This window comes from Lentisphaera araneosa HTCC2155 (genome assembly GCF_000170755.1).
GTDB lineage: Bacteria > Verrucomicrobiota > Lentisphaeria > Lentisphaerales > Lentisphaeraceae > Lentisphaera > Lentisphaera araneosa.
The window spans coordinates 1-16,238 of record NZ_ABCK01000019.1; the positions used below are offsets into that span (position 1 = coordinate 1).

A 16,238-nucleotide genomic window follows, 5' to 3' on the forward strand; every position below is an offset into this window, starting at 1 on the left:
GTTCGCCTGCTTTACCAATGAAACCACTGCCGACTTTCTCACTGTTCTCTTTGAATCCTGCATTGATCGACGGTTTATCGTCACTCGGGGGATTAGGATTCAAGCTAAAAGTTGCCGTTGCGATCTTCACAAAAGTTGAGTTATTGCCTTCAAGCTTAATCTCAGTAGAAATCTGTGCGTTCATTGAAGCCTCTGGAGTCCGTCCATCAGTCTCTAAAAGGCCCGACTGGAGCGCTCTTTTGGTAATCTCTCTGTAATGTAGCGCTTCACCACTCTCCTGAAGCACTGCAATTGCTGCCTGTTTAAATTTATTCATTTGTCCTCCATGACATTTATCCGAAACTTATTATCCCCGTGAAGGGTTATCACATCACGCCCTCATTGAGCTCATTAATAACACTCACCAGCTTCAGCGCGTTATCTTGGCCGTAGAGGCCGATAAAACCTCCCGAGAAGCCCTTGAACGGCTGCTCCTGCAGGAACGCCTTGGACATAAAACCATTTTTGATGTAATGATCCATTATGATCTTGATACAGTCAATCTGTTTAGCGTTGAAGGCGTGGGTATCTAGGAAGTCACTAAAGGCCTCCGAAACGGCTTTTTCATCCATACCGATTAAAGACCTTACAAAAGCTTGCAGGCTCTTACCTTCACAGTTCTCTTCAAAGCGTTCACGATCAGATACTACTGAGCTGTAAACGACCCCCTCTAGTTCCTTTAGATCTTCGTTACCCAAGGGTTTATTATTTTGTAGTTTCCAGACCGCCGCTAAATCCGGGTGAGCTAGGAAATAGCGCCTTAGGTTCTCTTTATAGTTTTCATACTCATCGCCGTAATTTTCACCTTCTTCCCAAGTCTCATCAGGATTAGTAATCGTATCTTTAAGATCTGTGTGATAAATTTTCTGACTCTCATCGTCTTTATCGAGTAGCTTGATTAATTCGCGCAATTCCTTGCGTACGTAATCCACCGTATCCAAGCTCACATCTTTCCAAAACTCTTTTTGAACTACACGATTCAACAACTCAAGCTTAGCCTTAACACTGGGAATACCCGCTTTTTGACGTAAATCTTCGGCGGTTTTCATCACTCCCTTAATCAAAGGCTGTTTTTGCTTACTCGCCTCAACTATAGCAATCATCAGGTTCAACATGCGAACATCAAAGCGTTTTTTCATTTCTTCTTCACGCTGACCCGGCATGGGTAAAGAACTTAAGTCTTTAATGAGTGTACTCAACTTACTTTCGTTCAGGCAACGCAATTCTTCTTTTGTCGACAAAAGTTCAATACTGCGACGATGTTTACGAACCAAGGCACCCGTACAATCAATGCCTGAAAGTTGCTCATGAATCCAAGAAATCGACTCTTCCCACAAGGCTTGCGTCTCAGGCACCGATTGAAACTCTGCCGTCTGCAGATAGTAAGCTAATCGGCTTCGGCACCTAAACATTTTTTGCATCAGGCTCTCCGGCGCGCCCGTTTCAAAACCCTCGGCATTGACTTTGAAGAAGTCGAAGTTGCCGCAATAATCAAATATTCGAAAATCCTTTTTGTCCTTACCTGGGCCAAACAAGTTTTCACAGGTACGTGTTCCCCGCCCAATCATTTGCCAGAACTTAGATTTCGATTTCACCGATTTGAAGAACACCAGATTCACTACCTCGGGTACATCTATACCCGTATCCATCATATCCACCGACACCGCAATTTGCGGCATCAGCTGTGGCTTTTCAAAATCTAAAATAGTCTGTTGAGGATCGTAACACTTGTTGTGAACAACCTGACAAAAGTGACCAGAGTAAGCGGGATACATCCTATCAAAAACTTCGACCACGTACTCCGCATGTTGACGCGAACGACAAAAGACAATGGTTTTCCCCAGTTTATCTCCGCCTTCAACCTTAATGCCTTCAGTCATGAGCTTGTCTAAAACCTTGCGTACCGTGTCCTCATTGAACAACCATTTATTGACCGCTTCACCTTTCACTTCTTCAGGTATTACATCCGTGAGTTCATCGGTAAAAGTTTCTTCATAATGCGCTTGTTCTTCTGGTGGCAACTCACTGTACTTAATACCACGACTTGGAAACTTAAGATCCGGTTTCTTCAGTTTGTACATAACTAAGAATTTGTCATCGACGGCATCTTTTAAGCTGTAGACATCTGTAGGCTGACCATCGGGAAGATCAAATGTTTCGAAAGTATTACGATCGCGCTGGTCCAGGGGTGTTGCCGTCAAGCCAACTAGGTTCGCATCAAAGTAATCAAAAATAGCGCCGTATTTACTATAGATTGATCGATGTGATTCATCGATGATAATCAAATCAAAATGACCCACGCCATACTGCCGCGTCCCATCCTCGTTGAGAACATCAATTTTATTGATCATCGTTTGGTAAGTACTGAACACCATACGACTTTTGTTATTCTCTTCTTCTTTGAGAAGATTCACCATGGAGAGGTTCGGCAAGTAGGGACGGAAACTCTTGCGCATAGCTTGGCCCACCAGCGTTTTTCGGTCGGCTAAAAATAAAATACGTTTGCACCAATTGCCCTCAGTCAGGCATTTGACCAAGGCTACCGCAGTTCTCGTTTTACCACTACCCGTCGCCATCACCAACAAAGCTCTACGCCGCTTTTCTTCAAAGGTCTCTAAAACTTTTTTAATTGCTCGTTCCTGATACGGACGCCCAGCAATGTTTTTATCTACACTCAAGCTATAAATCGAGGCGCGTTGATAACGCCGTTCAATTAGCGTCTCCAACTCCTTCTTTGTATAAAAACCATAAACGGATCGATCGGGGTACTGCGTATCATCCCAGATGAAGGTTTCGAAACCGTTAGTGTAAAAAAGAATCGGTCGTTGACCGTGCATCTTTTCAAGGCAGTCAGCATACAGTTTAGCCTGCTGCTTTCCTTCCTTGGCATCACGCATAGTACGCTTGGCTTCGACAACTGCTAAGGGCTTACCATTATCCCCCCAAAGCACGTAATCCACATATCCTATACCACTCTTATTTTTACCCGCCTTGGGCATGCCGGTAACTTTATATTCCTTATCGTTAGCGCCCTCTAAGTTCCAGCCAACTTCTTTGAGCAACAAGTCGATATAGAGCGTACGCGTCTCTTCTTCGTTGGGGTCAAAGTCACTTTCAAATGTCTCCTGCTCGTTGATCGTCTTGAGTGCCGCCAACTCAGCCTTGAGATTTTTGATTTCCTGCTCAGAGCGCAGGCTCGCCTGCTTCAGATTTTCTTCGTCGCGTTCACGCGCCTGATCCAGCTCTTTCTGGAAATGATCCTTAAACTTCAGCGCCAACTGCTTGGCTTCTTCCTGCTTCAAGCCCTTGACTTCAGCCGTGGGATCGGGAATATTTTTGAGATCAAAAGCTATATTCTTTTCCGCATCGGTATAATAATGCGCCAGCCACTTCACAAAGCTGAACACCGCCTCCAGTGCCGTTACCAACTCATACTCACGGAGCGCACCCTTGCTGTGAGCCGCATGGTTCCCCACTTTGATTGCAAAATGTACCCCGTCATTAACATCACGTGGAACCAGCTGCTGAAATCCGGGTGCATAGACAAACTCCCCCAAGCCCTTAGGCTTGTAGGGCTGTATTAAATTAGGGTCATTGATAAAGAGCCACTTCACCGCCACTTCCAGTGTCAATCGACAATAAAAAGCACAAGCGCGTTTATCCTGCTTCAAATGCTCTTCGGCTTTGACCCCTAGTTCGTAGACTTCTGGGAAAATATCTTTTATGAAAGTGAAGTTACTCATTCTGAAAAACTTAACCTTTACTTTTAAATTGCTTATTCAAACTATTAACTAGCACCAAAGATTCATCTTTTGATAAGTAAGGTACTTTTAAAGTTCTAGCCCAATAAAAACCTTTATCGAGAACTTGTTTGACTTTAGACGCTGACATTGACTTAGGCTTCTCAATATCATTAATAGTAGTTAAAAATTCTAATTCCCGATAATTTGCATCTTTTGCTTTATCAAATTTCACTTTTAACTTTGCCTGCAGCAACAATACCCTTTCCTTTATGATACAAAAAAACCATATCATTTTTATTGAGATAGTTAACTAATTTTTTCTGGTCTCCAAACGAAGCTACTCTCTTATTTTCAAGCATATACGATGTCGCATCCTTAATGTAACTCTGACAAGTATCGAAAATCACTCCCTTTTCCTCCGCAGGATTTGAGTGACGGTCATAAGGAATAGAGAAGAATTCGAAATACTGCTCGTCGCCTATTTCGTAAACACGATACGGGACAAAATCCAAGGATAAACCTTGTTTTTTCCAGTAATCAATTGTTTGAATTAAATCACGGTTGCCTGCACTACCAACAACCATAAGTAGTTGTTTTCGGTTGAATTCATGACTTTCCAAGGCGGTATCCAGGTCAAAGTTTTGTTGATGTTCATCGCTTAAATCAACTCGTATTAAACCATTATTTTTTCTATACGTATCGTATTTATTTTGTAACTTAGTATAATTCCATGGTGCGGCTTGTTCACAATATCGTAGAGCCTGATGAACTGCACTACTTCCAGTTGTACCACGTTTTAATTCAAAAATAATTAAATCACCATTAGAATTCAGTGCGTAAATATCAGCTTCTTCCTGGCGTTTTCGCTCCTGAAAAATTGGCATTAATTGATTATCTTCAAAAAGTACATCTAGAAGGTTCGCTGCGATAATATTTTCAAGATCCTTTTCAAGATGTCCAAGGTGCGAAAAGTCTTTAAAAGCTACAGGCTCTATTGAGTCAAATTTACCTTCGGGAGATTTTGATAAACGATAAAGCATAATTAGCGCTCTCCTTGACTTTTAAATATTTTCTTCAAATGTTCAGTCAATTTTGTCGTCTGACAAAATGCTGAAAGATCATCCGCAAAATCCATTAGTTTGTCAAGCTCAGATTTCTGAGAGTACTCTTTGGCTTTAACTCTCGTTGCTATTTCTTTAGCTTTAACTTCCTCAACTGATTTAGTTTCGAGCCACTTATTGATCAATAGGCGTTCATCTTCCTCGGCCATTATTCGAAAAAAATCAATGAGACGAATTTTTACAACTTCACGGTTACGATGAAAATCAAGGTAGGTACCAATGTCTTTAAGTTTTTGTTCTAATTCCATTTGAATAACGGGATCTTCTACAACAAAACTAACTGTTACATCTATAATTTCGCTACCAGTTTTAATACCTTTTAAATCTACGTTTTGAATATTCAGGAAATGACTTGAGAAATCTTGTTCATCTTTAAAAAGGTGTCCAAATTTCAGATGTGCGTCAAGGCGCATTGTCTTAATTTTGGCAGGTGTTAAACGCAAAGTCTGAGCCCATTCATAATTTGTCATTACATCACTATCAGGAAAGGCCTCTTGCAAACAAGAAAAAATTAACAACTCCGTATCTTTTTTAGTCATTGTCCCAAAACCGTTAACCGACCACACCTTCCAAAAGACATCGAAAAAATCGATTTTCGTGGAGTCTGGAAGGGTCGTATTTAAGTCCTCTAGCTTGATCATTTATAACCTCCTACAAGTAATTTTTAGATATGAAAATCTTTACGTACTAATTCGATTTCACGAATATAAATTGATGAAAAATTCAGCGTTTCCAAATCCTGATCTAACATCCATTTTTTAACATCTGTTAGGCTCATGTCATCTTTCGGGAGTAATTTGGAGAGCTCAATTGCTGTATGCCTGGATAAGCCTAAATTAATCAGGTTTATTTGCGTCGTTTGAGATACTCCTAATTCTAGCCATATTTTGAAGTTATTGAGTTCATCGATGGGCTCATTTATTCCTTTCTGCTGAAACGCTATTTGCAAGACATCAACATAGCAAGATATAAACTTAACAAATTTAAATCGAACAACTGTTTCAATGTCTCGCATAGACTTTCTAATGACTGTCGCTAATGATTTTTTTGGATCTTTTTTAGTCCAGTAAGTTTGGTTTTTTTTGATGATGTATGATAGCGGCATCCCACGTAACCAATTTACAATTAACAGTGCATGGTAGAATGCAATTGCTTCATTATCTCCAGATAAAAATTTACTTATCCTAGTTACAATTTTAATATAATTTTCAAGCGCATCTTCTTCTTCTGGGTATGCAGGGATTAAATCCGTAATGTTTTTATCATAATTAATAAAATATTGTAATAGCCGTTGCTGACCTATAGGAGATATACCAGGGTGATTTACTAAGTGTTTTCGTGGTAATGTGATCAGCTCATCAACACGCTGGAATACATCCTTGAAAAAAGCAATATTAATTGCATCTAAACGTCCATTTAAACGCTTGAGATAAAAATAACTAAAAGCTGCTTCAGCCTTGAAATCAAAAGGGTATTTACTTGTTAATGACTGTTCAATGTAAAAATGTATTTCATCTTTAACTGATTTTTCTTCTAATTTATCAACGGCACGTGCAATAATATTTTTTTCACGTTCTAAAGGTACTTTTTCAACCCACGTATCTGGATCTATACAAAAAATGTTCCCTTGAAACTCTTTCCCTAATCGTCCTGCTCGCCCCGCTAAATTCCAGAAATCAGATGCTGACAAGGGTTTACCTACACCTCTTGAGGGTTTCCGAATGAAAATATTTTTTGCAGGAAGATTAACACCCTCTAGAAGAGTAGACGTGCAAATTAAAGTATGAATTTTACCCAGCTCAAATAGTCGTTCAATTTCAGAGCGAATCAACATCGGCATACTTCCATAATGAAACGCGATTCCTTTGTTAAGAGCTTTCATTAAAGTATACTTTTTATGAATAACATTTGAGCATAGATCTATTAAATCATTTACTTCCTGATCAATTATGTTTTCAGTATACAATTCAGATAGTAAAATAGCCTCTTTTTCTGCTACATCTGCAGTATTGACGTACACTAAATTACCTCCATTTTTCCCAAAGTAATTTACTGCAAAGCCAATTTTTTTTATCTCTGTGTCAGGTCTTGAATCATAAAGTACTTCACCTAAATCGACTTGGTCGTTTTTATTAACTAATGATAGGATCCACTTTCGAGGCTTTCTGTAAACTGATCGTAAATAAAATAAATTTTGGTTAACAGCCACAAAGTCTGTTTTGATAGGTTTACATTGATCGGTTGGTAATAGGCCTTTATACAACACCTCTGGATTAGAGGTAAATGGGCTACTAAATAATATTCTAATGTCGGGATGGTCAGTAATTAATTCCTCTATCTTTTCCTGTAGTAATAAGCCACGAGAGCCATCATCTATTTTATGGGCTTCATCAACAATTAAGCAATCAATTAATACATTAGTATTGGAAGATCGAAACCAGTGAAGTCTTTCTTGAGTAAAAACATACACATATTTGGAGAACCTGTTCCCGCCCTCAGGGGCATTAGGTATAGAGCTTACATATCCATCTATAATCAGGTTCTCTTGCAACAACTCTTTCATTTCTTGTTCTACTTGGCTTATCAGCGCTCGAGTTGGAACCACATAGACAATGGTATAATTATTCGTCTCTTGAGTTATTAAATCAATAATCACCTTTTTAAGAATATAAGATTTTCCCGCAGAAGTTGGTGCCGAAATACTGAGGCATTGATTAGCCATATAGTTTTCATAGACATCTTTTTGAAAACGATTAACACTCAGTATCTTTTGAGCTGAATCGCAAATCGAAAACTTTATTTTTGATTTACATAAATTCATTTTATGTACCGCGCTTAAATTCGATTCAAAATCTCTCGAAAGTAAATCACGTTGATAGGCCAGCTCCAAAGTCATGGAATTACTTAGTTCACACAAAATTATAGCTGCGGCATATTTATGCTCAGGTTGTACTTGGGAAGACCCTAGACATACTTGGCATATTCGTAAAGCCTTTTCACAATGCTCATGGTGTTCACTTTTACTGAGTGCACTTGCAAAAAAAAGCATATTATGCCAATCAACATCAACTGCGTTTTCACAATAGCCATCAGTGTTAGATAGTGGAAATTCCTCTATAGCCGAAGAAATTAATAAGGATTTATACTGATCCAAAAATGAGCTTCGTTGCAGAATTTTTTCTTGAAAACTGAGTTTCATCTAAGGGCCTCTCGAAACTTGTCTCTAAAGTCTGCTACTGAGGGAAAAGGAACCAGAAAAGCATGTATATGAAAACTCGATAAATCTGTATGTTTGGTGACTTGTGTTTTTATTGATGATACCCAACTATCAACCCTCTCATTAAGCTCTAGCTGCAATTCTGGAATTGATTTCTGGTTTGGTTTATTAGGATAATGATCAACATCGAATCCAATTAAACAGACACCTCGATAATTTAATTTGTTAAAGTTCCTGTGATCTTTATCAAAATAATCAAGTATTGCATCCTGTAATTTGTCATCAGCTAAGTCTAGGTGGTCACTTATTAATTGAATATCTCTTTCTTGTGGAGACTTCTGACTGTTTTCACTTATTAAAAAAGGTGCAAGGCTTTCAAAGCAACTCGATAGTCCTTTGCCTAAGTCTGCATACAACTTTGATTCCCCCCAATATAAGGCAAGGCAATCTGCTTCCTTATCATAATCCACATGTACACCATCAGCTCCATTATAATGAAGCTGAGAATTTGTTTTTAATGGCATTTTACAAATGAGTTGTGGAAGATTCAAAACTTTTTGGACAAGTGTATACAGCAGTAGTTCACCTCCTTCTCCAGTTTTCACGACATCTGCAAAAAGGCCTTTAGCTTTGGTCTGTAGTTTCATAAGGCTCGCAGTACTGCCTGTCGTCATCAGCTCTTTTTTAGCTTTTTCTATTTCACTTCTAGGAATCGAATAGTCAACTATCAAATTTACGATATAATCAACTAAATCAGATACTCTAGGACGCTTGTTACCGTCAAGTTGGATAAAATGAAAATGTGATTCTGTTTTTGTCCCATCGACTTCTCGTGATTGACATACGTGATCTATGTATGCAGAAATATCACCAGGGGATTTACGTACGAGTCGACTGATCGCTTTTGAAATATCATCACTGAAGTCCATCTTACAGCTCTCCCTTAAAGGCTTTTTGCATGAGGGCGTCGAAGTTGTCGTCGAGTTCTTTGAGGCTCTGCTGCATTTGGGATTTGGAGGATTCTGTCTTTTTGGCAATCTCAGCAAATTGGTTTTGGAGTTCGATCGGAGGAATAGGTAACTTTATTGTTTTTAAATTCTTTTTAGAAATATTGGGCATAGAGCCAGCCGCACCACTTGCTAAAGCTTGTACTTCTTTTCTTTGCCTTTCATTCACCAATAACTTCCACATATAGATAGAATTGACTTCCGCACTAGCTTTGAACTTAAATCTAAACATTAAGTCTGACATCATTAACTGTGGTCTGGTATCCCACACATAAGCACAAGCAGCCACTAACTCGTGGGTATTTTTACGGCTGAACAATAAGTCTCTAGGCTGAATTTCAATATTTGATTTAGTCTCCAGGCCCGGCAACATAGCTTTATTCTCTTCTTCTTTGTATTCACAGGTGGTTAATGCGCCTAACTTCATAACACCCCATTCATCCAATGTGGCAGGCCAGGTTTCACATTTAGGGCTCCAGCCACCATCAATGTTATCTAATAGTTCATCGAATATAATTTTGTCCCAACCTTTGGGATTGGTGACGGGGTCGCCAAACATGCTGAGAAATGTGGATTTGAGGAATTCGTTGCATTGGGAGATGGCCTCGCGGCGCTTCTGGCGTAGTTCATCCGCTTTGTCGAGGATGGCCGCAATGCGTTTTTGCTCTTCCAAAGAAGGAAGGGGGATTTTTAAATCATCAAGATGTTCATTTTTGATGTTATTTATATTGGCGCCTTCAGCTAAAGCTTTAATAGATCGTTTATAACCCTGTGACTGAAAATAAAAATGAAAAAATCGTGGAAATACTTTTTTAGTATCCGGACGTAATACTTTACAAAATGCCCCAAATGAGCTGGAGGTAGAATCTAAAAAGCTCCCAGCCTTGCCAACGAGGTTTAAACTACCGCTGGAGGCACATATAAGTACATCGCCTTTTTGTAACAACTGATGTTCTTTGATTACTTCAGATTTTACATAAACAAGCTTATCATAGTTAAGAAAACCTTCATTAATGTTATTAGCCCTCATAACGGGTGTATACCTTTCAGTAGGCTCGTCTACTACATCATTTTTTTTATACGAGACGCCCCTTATTTGTGAACTAATATCTCCAATTAGAACTCTGTTCATTTTACACTCCGGTGAGAATTAAGTTTCTGAACCAACTTGTGGATACCGGTAGCGGGATTCGTACTGGAGTATGGTGTACCCTCATCATGATCTTCTTTAGCTTGAAGCCAGAGACGCTCGGCGCGTTGGATAGCGAGTTCTTCATCTCCACCATATTCACGAATCAATTGAAAGAGGTTTTTATTTTTTCCTTCTCGTACGTAATTAAAGCCGAAGATAGCGCTGAGTTTTTGATAAATAGCTTCACGTGGTAAAGATACTGAGATCTCTTCAAAATGAAGTAATACCCAGAGTTCAAAGCATTCATTTGACCAGGCTAATTCAAAACCTTTGGCCTCTGCTGATTTGATCGCATTATCAAAGTGATGCGACTCAAAACTATCACGATCCATTACGATCCATACTTCGTCGGCTTCCTGATCACTTGCTTTGAGCTTATTATCTTCCTGTTCGGCCCATTTAACCAGACTGAGGGTATTGCGTCCATCTCCTTTCGGAACAACAACAATATCACGCGGTAACTGATTCTTTATTTCTGCAAAATAATTTGGTTCAGTCTCCTGACCTTCACAAGCTATTAGGTAACGCTTGCGTATTTCCATCCGTCGATAGCCACGCTTTTGCTTTTTCGCTTTCTCCCGAAGAGCTTTTTTTGATCCTGCTACCTTCCCCTTTTGAGCCATTCTACATCTCCTCGTCAGAAAACTGCTTAATGAACTCCAATCCACCCATAAAGGGAATCGCACCATAACGTCCGATCAAATAATCTTTCTCAAAACTGGCATCCTTACGAACTTTGACTTCGGCTAAACTATAGAGTTCAGTGGCAGAAATATTATTCTTTTCCGTGAAGTATATCTGATCACGGCGAAACTGTCGTGACGCGAGTAAGTTGGTATCATGCGTAGCGAAAATAAGCTGAGCCCCTTTGTTATTGATCTGAGGATCATGAAACATACGTATGATATTCAAGGTTAGCTTGGGGTGTAAGCGTGCATCCAATTCATCAATGACTAAAACCTTGCCATTGGTCAAGGTATCGTGTAATGGTCCCATGAGATGAAAGTACTTTTGTGTACCCGCTGACTCGCCTCCGCTGAGTGGGATTTTTACGCTGCCGCATTTTTTACCTTTATCATCGTAGCGACTGCGTTCAAAGAAAAGAACTTTTGTTTCGAGTAAATGCTGTTTGATTTTTTCAGGAAGGTCATGCGGCAAACGCTCTTCAGTTAACTCTTCATCTACAATAGTTTCAATACCCAAACCAATTTGGTTCAAAGAATCTAAAACAAGCTTACGATTAGAGTCATTTTCAATAAAGCTCGATGTATAGCCGCTGTAATTATCATCGTTGATACCTGAGATAACATTAAAGTTTCTAAAAAAAGTCAAAACCTCTTTTGAGACGGCACCATTGAACTGAGCACAAACAGATAAGAATAACGCATTGTCACGGGTTTTATCCTCTAGGTCTTTGCCTTCTTTGAAAGATTTGGAAACTTCAATAATTTCATTATCCCGTACGAATAATTCACGCTCTTTGCGTTTTTTCTCGGGTAAGACATAAAGCCATTCACCAACTATACTTTCTCTGTTTAATTCAAATCCATAACGGTATTTTGAAGTTCCAATTAGAAATTCGACCTCAAAAAATGAGGGGTCTTCGCCTTTCTCATCACCGAGTAAAAAAGGGACTAGATCTTTGACTTTATCGCCTTCTTGATTCCGGATAGAATCACGAACATAATTTTTGCAAAAGGACATGGCTTCAATAACATTTGATTTGCCTGAGCCATTCGCGCCATAAATCACTGTTGACCTAAGAAGCTTGTTCTGTCCCGAAACAATTACATTATCTTTGAGTTCACTTACTTGACCCATAGACTGCATATCTAAGGTCACAGGCTCTTTAATGGAGCAAAAATTCCCAACTGTAAAACTAAGTAACATACTAAAAAACCTCTTTAATTATACTTTAAAGTATGCAACGAGATATTAAAAACAAAGTCTTTTGAGAAAAAAACTCATATTTACTTATTTTTTACCATTTCCCTTAACTCGGAAACACCGGCCACGATATCTTTTTCCAATGAGTCTATACGATCGAGAATGATCTCGGGTTCATCGTACTGAACTTCTTCGTAGACAATTTCTTTGTAGCGGTTGATTGAGAGGTCATAACCGTTTTCAATAATTTCTTCTTTGGGAACAAAGAATGACTGTGCCGTCCTGGACTGGCCATCCTGGCCATTATTTCGTTCGTGGAAAGATTTAATAATATCAGGAAGATCGGAGCCTTCGATAGGAGCACGTTTATCATCGAGGCTAAAACCATCATTCTTCATATCGTAGAACCAAACTTTGTCGGTGCCACCTTCATCAGTTTTTGTAAAGAGCAAGATAGCCGTACTCACACCAGCATAAGGTTTGAACACACCTGAGGGCATAGAAATAACGCCTTCAAGGTTTTGTTTTTCGACAAGCTGTTCACGAATTTGTTTATGCGCTTTAGACGAACCAAAGAGAACGCCATCGGGAACGATCACTGCACAGCGTCCACCGAGCTTGAGCGAGCGGATCATGAGGGCGAGAAAGAGTAGTTCAGTCTTTTTGGTTTTGCACATGGCGAGCAGCGACTTGGAGCAGGCTTCAAAATCCAATGCTCCTTTAAAGGGAGGGTTAGCGAGAATGAGTGAGTAACTATTTTCATCTTTATTTTCTTCACCGAGTGAATCGCGGCGATCGATATTGGGGTTCTCAACTCCGTGCAGCATCATGTTCATCGCGCCAATACGCAGCATAGTGGAGTCCATGTCGTGTCCGTAGAACATCTCATTATTGAAGTGATGATTAAGCGCGCCATCAGTAAAAATTTCTTTGTGATTATTACGCAGGTAATTATTAGCTGAAACCAAGAAGCCACAACTGCCCGAAGCGGGATCAATTATTGTATCCTGAGGTGTAGGACGCATGAGATCAACCATGAGATCAATAATGTGTCGGGGCGTACGGAACTGCCCGAGTGTGCCTGAGGTAGCAATCTTGGATAGCAAGTATTCGTAGATATCGCCTTTGGTGTCGCGATCCTGCATGGGGATTTCATCGAGCATTTCCACCACGCGCTGAAGCATCTTGGGAGATTGAACCTGAAAGAGTGCATCGGTCATGTAGCGTGAGAACGCCGAATCATTATCGCCATGTAGATTTTTAATGAACTGAAAAATACCGGGATTAGAGTCGTCTACTCGCGTAAATAAAGAAAACATTTGTTGCGCTTCGAGTTCTTTGAAAGCGCTCCAACGTAGCTCACGCTGATCATCAGAATATACCGGTGCATCTACGGGTAAGTCCAACATGGACGCCGTGGCTTCCTTGGTGGATTGCAGCTCATCCAAGCCTTTTATAAAGAGTAAGTACGTTAGCTGCTCCACAACCGTGAGTGGATTGCTGAGTCCGCCTTCCCAAAACACATCCCAAATACGATCAATCTTATTTTTTATCTCACCCGTAATCATAACACTTCCCGTAAAATTATTAATTCTTTAGATGGGAGGGAGCCGAACAAAACTCTTATCATAAACACAGGGGTAAACCATATGCTCGTACGACAGAACCTCCCGCCGATTTATTTTTACGCTAAGGTACTGGACAGTTACCTGAAATCAATAGGAGTGCTCTTCAGTTCAGCAGAGTTAAAACGAACTCACGTGTATGCGCTGTGAACTCCGTAGTCCTTGAACAAGCAAGTGTTTTTTAATCCCACGCCTGCGAACCCATGAGGTTTATTTTTGAGCACAGGCCTTAAGGCTTCTTTCAAGTTGTGCTTCCATGCGGGCATCGTCATCGAGATTCAGGCTTTTTTGTAAATCGATTAAAGTTTCATTTAAACGGGGATCTGCTATAAGTTCGGCAGCTTCAAGGCTGAGAATCCCAACCGAGTCCAATTGCCATTCCTCTAGCAAGGCACTCACAACTCTTTCATCACCTCGTTCAGCCAAACCGACCAAGGCTTCACCACGCGCCTCATCATGAGGTTCATCTAAGGCCTCGAATAAAGCCTGACGAATCTCAGGTGTATCGGTTTCAATTTGTGAGCCCAAGCCAAAGATGGCCCAATTGCGAATATCTTCATCGGAATCTTTGCTCAATGTGATGAGAGCGGCAATCGCACCCGGATCTTCATATCTGCTTAGTCCATGTACCACGCCATAGCGTACGTCCTCGCTTTCATGATCCACAAGTTTTAGGAGGTCAGGTATGGCACGAGCATCATGTCGGTGACCGAGTCCGACTGTAGCACAATAGAGAACTTCAGTGTTCTCATCTGACAAGAGCGACAACAGCACATCTACGGTTTCTTTATAAAATGCCTTTTTCTCCCAGTCGAGCTGAGCGAGTACATCTGCACCTGTGGCGCGATCCCAGCGGTCTTCACTTTGGCAATATTCGAGTCCCAGGTCAAACTCCTCTTGGCTGCTACGGTAATGAACCGTAGCCAAGCTCGTAGAAGAATCATCATCCTCAATCTCGGAGCGGTATAGCTGTATAATTTCACGACTTGATCGTGGGTCAGATTTATACTTTTCATTAAATTGACTCATTCAGCTTTTTCCTTGAGCGCATCCGCTTGTATCTGATTATTAAGTTCCGTTATTCGTTTTTTGTATTTCTTCAGCTTAGGTTCCAATCGAGATATTTCACGCTGCAGGTACAAAACTTCACGTTCCAGAGGCTTAAACAGAAGCTCATTTTCTTCGGTCAACAGTATTATCTCTGTTTTTGCGTTTTGGATATGATTTTTAAATATGGCTATTTGTTGATCACGGATTTCTTTAGCCTTATTATCAATTGAGTCATTGTCTAAAATTTCTTTCAGGCCTTGCTCATAATTAGCCAGCTTCTTCTCCCAGTCCTTTATTTGCCCACTAGGCCACGGAGTATTATTAGAAACTTGCTGCTCTGCTACGAGATTGTCGAAGGGACTTAAAACATCGATAACTACTTCACCCAATAATGCCCGCCTTGATTCCCCTCCGTATTTGCTAAGACCAAGACTTTCCGAATACACCGATAATTTGTGCGAACGCCGGTCTTCCCAAAAATGCCGATGCTGAAGATCGCCTAGGTTAGTTCTAGCGATATTTAAAAAGACCTTTTCACCAATTTCAATGACATACTCACCATCGCAGATATGATCTGACCAACCTATAGTTACTGATCGTTTCCTTGCCTCCTTTAATTCAGTTTCCAGGTCTTCGAGAATTTCAGCTGACACTTCCTGCTCTTGCGCCCATGTATCATCTGTCATCTTGATTTTTAAGTCATCACGATGCTTGAGTTCATGCTTGAGGTGCTCAACTTCAATTTTTAAGCGCAGTTCACGTAGCTGAATGGCAAAATCCAAATCAAAACCTGCAAATCTCCTCTCATAACTCTCCGTTATACAAAGTGATAAATGGAATGAATAATCATCGTATTGCTCATATTTATTGATCGAATCGACGCACGAAACCTGCTTCATTAGTTTTTCTGATTTATATAGTAAACACCGTAGCTGTTCGGAAAAGTCTTCTCGTATCTTAGCTTCCTTTTCAGTATAATCTTGATTTTTTTTGGCCTGCGCCAGCTCCTCCGCAGTTAGAATTTCGATAACATGCTGACCAGTTCGAGCACGATACGAATCGAATGAAGCACGCTTGTGAAAGATTTTATTCAGCGCCTTAAGTTTTTTTTCTCGATCCATAGAGGATGTGCCTCTACCTGAAACGATAAATTGTTTACCCGCAATCGAAACGATATGGTCATAGATTTTACAGATATGTTGCCCCCATGCAGGATCAATTTCCAATTCTTTCTTTGCTCTACCCATGATTTTTCTTCCCGTGTTTTTTTAAGAAATAAACATGATGAAACTCGAAACCAAAAATGTAGCTCATGCCAAGTCACATATATATCACTCCTATGAACTAACTATTTAGT

General features: G+C 40.1%; 13 protein-coding genes. All 13 read right to left on the reverse strand.

Annotation, left to right across the window (positions count from 1 at the left end; all coding sequences use genetic code 11):
* Positions 1–316: winged helix-turn-helix domain-containing protein (locus LNTAR_RS17125; RefSeq protein ID WP_007280003.1), on the reverse strand; the 316-nt coding region annotated here is incomplete at its 3' end.
* 49 nt (positions 317–365) lie between these two features.
* Positions 366–3,782, reverse strand: a complete 3,417-nt coding sequence (locus LNTAR_RS17130) for a DEAD/DEAH box helicase family protein (RefSeq protein WP_007280004.1) — start codon at positions 3,780–3,782, stop codon at positions 366–368.
* A gap of 10 nt (positions 3,783–3,792) precedes the next feature.
* Positions 3,793–4,014, reverse strand: a complete 222-nt coding sequence (locus LNTAR_RS27760; RefSeq protein WP_007280005.1) for a hypothetical protein — start codon at positions 4,012–4,014, stop codon at positions 3,793–3,795.
* A complete protein-coding gene (locus tag LNTAR_RS17135; RefSeq protein ID WP_007280006.1) occupies positions 4,004–4,822 on the reverse strand; it encodes a PDDEXK family nuclease in 819 nt (272 codons plus the stop codon). Before LNTAR_RS17135 ends, LNTAR_RS27760 begins: the two co-directional genes overlap by 11 nt.
* Before the next feature lie 2 nt (positions 4,823–4,824).
* Entirely contained in the window at positions 4,825–5,442 is a 618-nt protein-coding gene (locus tag LNTAR_RS17140; protein WP_157473647.1) for a hypothetical protein, read from the reverse strand.
* Positions 5,443–5,567: 125 nt separating this feature from the next.
* The gene (locus LNTAR_RS17145) at positions 5,568–8,102 is read right to left on the reverse strand and encodes a DEAD/DEAH box helicase (protein WP_007280008.1); all 2,535 of its coding nucleotides are present in this window, start codon (positions 8,100–8,102) and stop codon (positions 5,568–5,570) included.
* A complete protein-coding gene (locus LNTAR_RS17150; protein WP_007280009.1) occupies positions 8,099–9,049 on the reverse strand; it encodes a HamA C-terminal domain-containing protein in 951 nt (316 codons plus the stop codon). Before LNTAR_RS17150 ends, LNTAR_RS17145 begins: the two co-directional genes overlap by 4 nt.
* A gap of 1 nt (position 9,050) precedes the next feature.
* On the reverse strand, positions 9,051–10,259 hold the full coding sequence (locus tag LNTAR_RS17155; RefSeq protein WP_007280010.1) for a restriction endonuclease subunit S: 1,209 nt from the start codon (positions 10,257–10,259) through the stop codon (positions 9,051–9,053).
* A complete protein-coding gene (locus LNTAR_RS17160; protein WP_007280011.1) occupies positions 10,256–10,942 on the reverse strand; it encodes an RloB family protein in 687 nt (228 codons plus the stop codon). Before LNTAR_RS17160 ends, LNTAR_RS17155 begins: the two co-directional genes overlap by 4 nt.
* A 1-nt stretch (position 10,943) precedes the next feature.
* Positions 10,944–12,209 carry an AAA family ATPase gene (locus tag LNTAR_RS17165; RefSeq protein ID WP_007280012.1) on the reverse strand — a complete coding sequence of 422 codons (1,266 nt, stop codon included), beginning with the start codon at positions 12,207–12,209 and terminating at the stop codon, positions 10,944–10,946.
* 80 nt (positions 12,210–12,289) lie between these two features.
* The gene (locus LNTAR_RS17170; protein ID WP_007280013.1) at positions 12,290–13,774 is read right to left on the reverse strand and encodes a type I restriction-modification system subunit M; all 1,485 of its coding nucleotides are present in this window, start codon (positions 13,772–13,774) and stop codon (positions 12,290–12,292) included.
* Positions 13,775–14,041: 267 nt separating this feature from the next.
* Entirely contained in the window at positions 14,042–14,860 is an 819-nt protein-coding gene (locus tag LNTAR_RS17175) for a HEAT repeat domain-containing protein (protein ID WP_007280014.1), read from the reverse strand.
* Positions 14,857–16,107, reverse strand: coding sequence for a hypothetical protein (locus LNTAR_RS17180; RefSeq protein WP_157473649.1), 1,251 nt, complete (start codon positions 16,105–16,107; stop codon positions 14,857–14,859). The genes LNTAR_RS17175 and LNTAR_RS17180 overlap by 4 nt, the downstream gene beginning before the upstream one ends.
* Between the last annotated feature and the right edge of the window lie 131 nt (positions 16,108–16,238).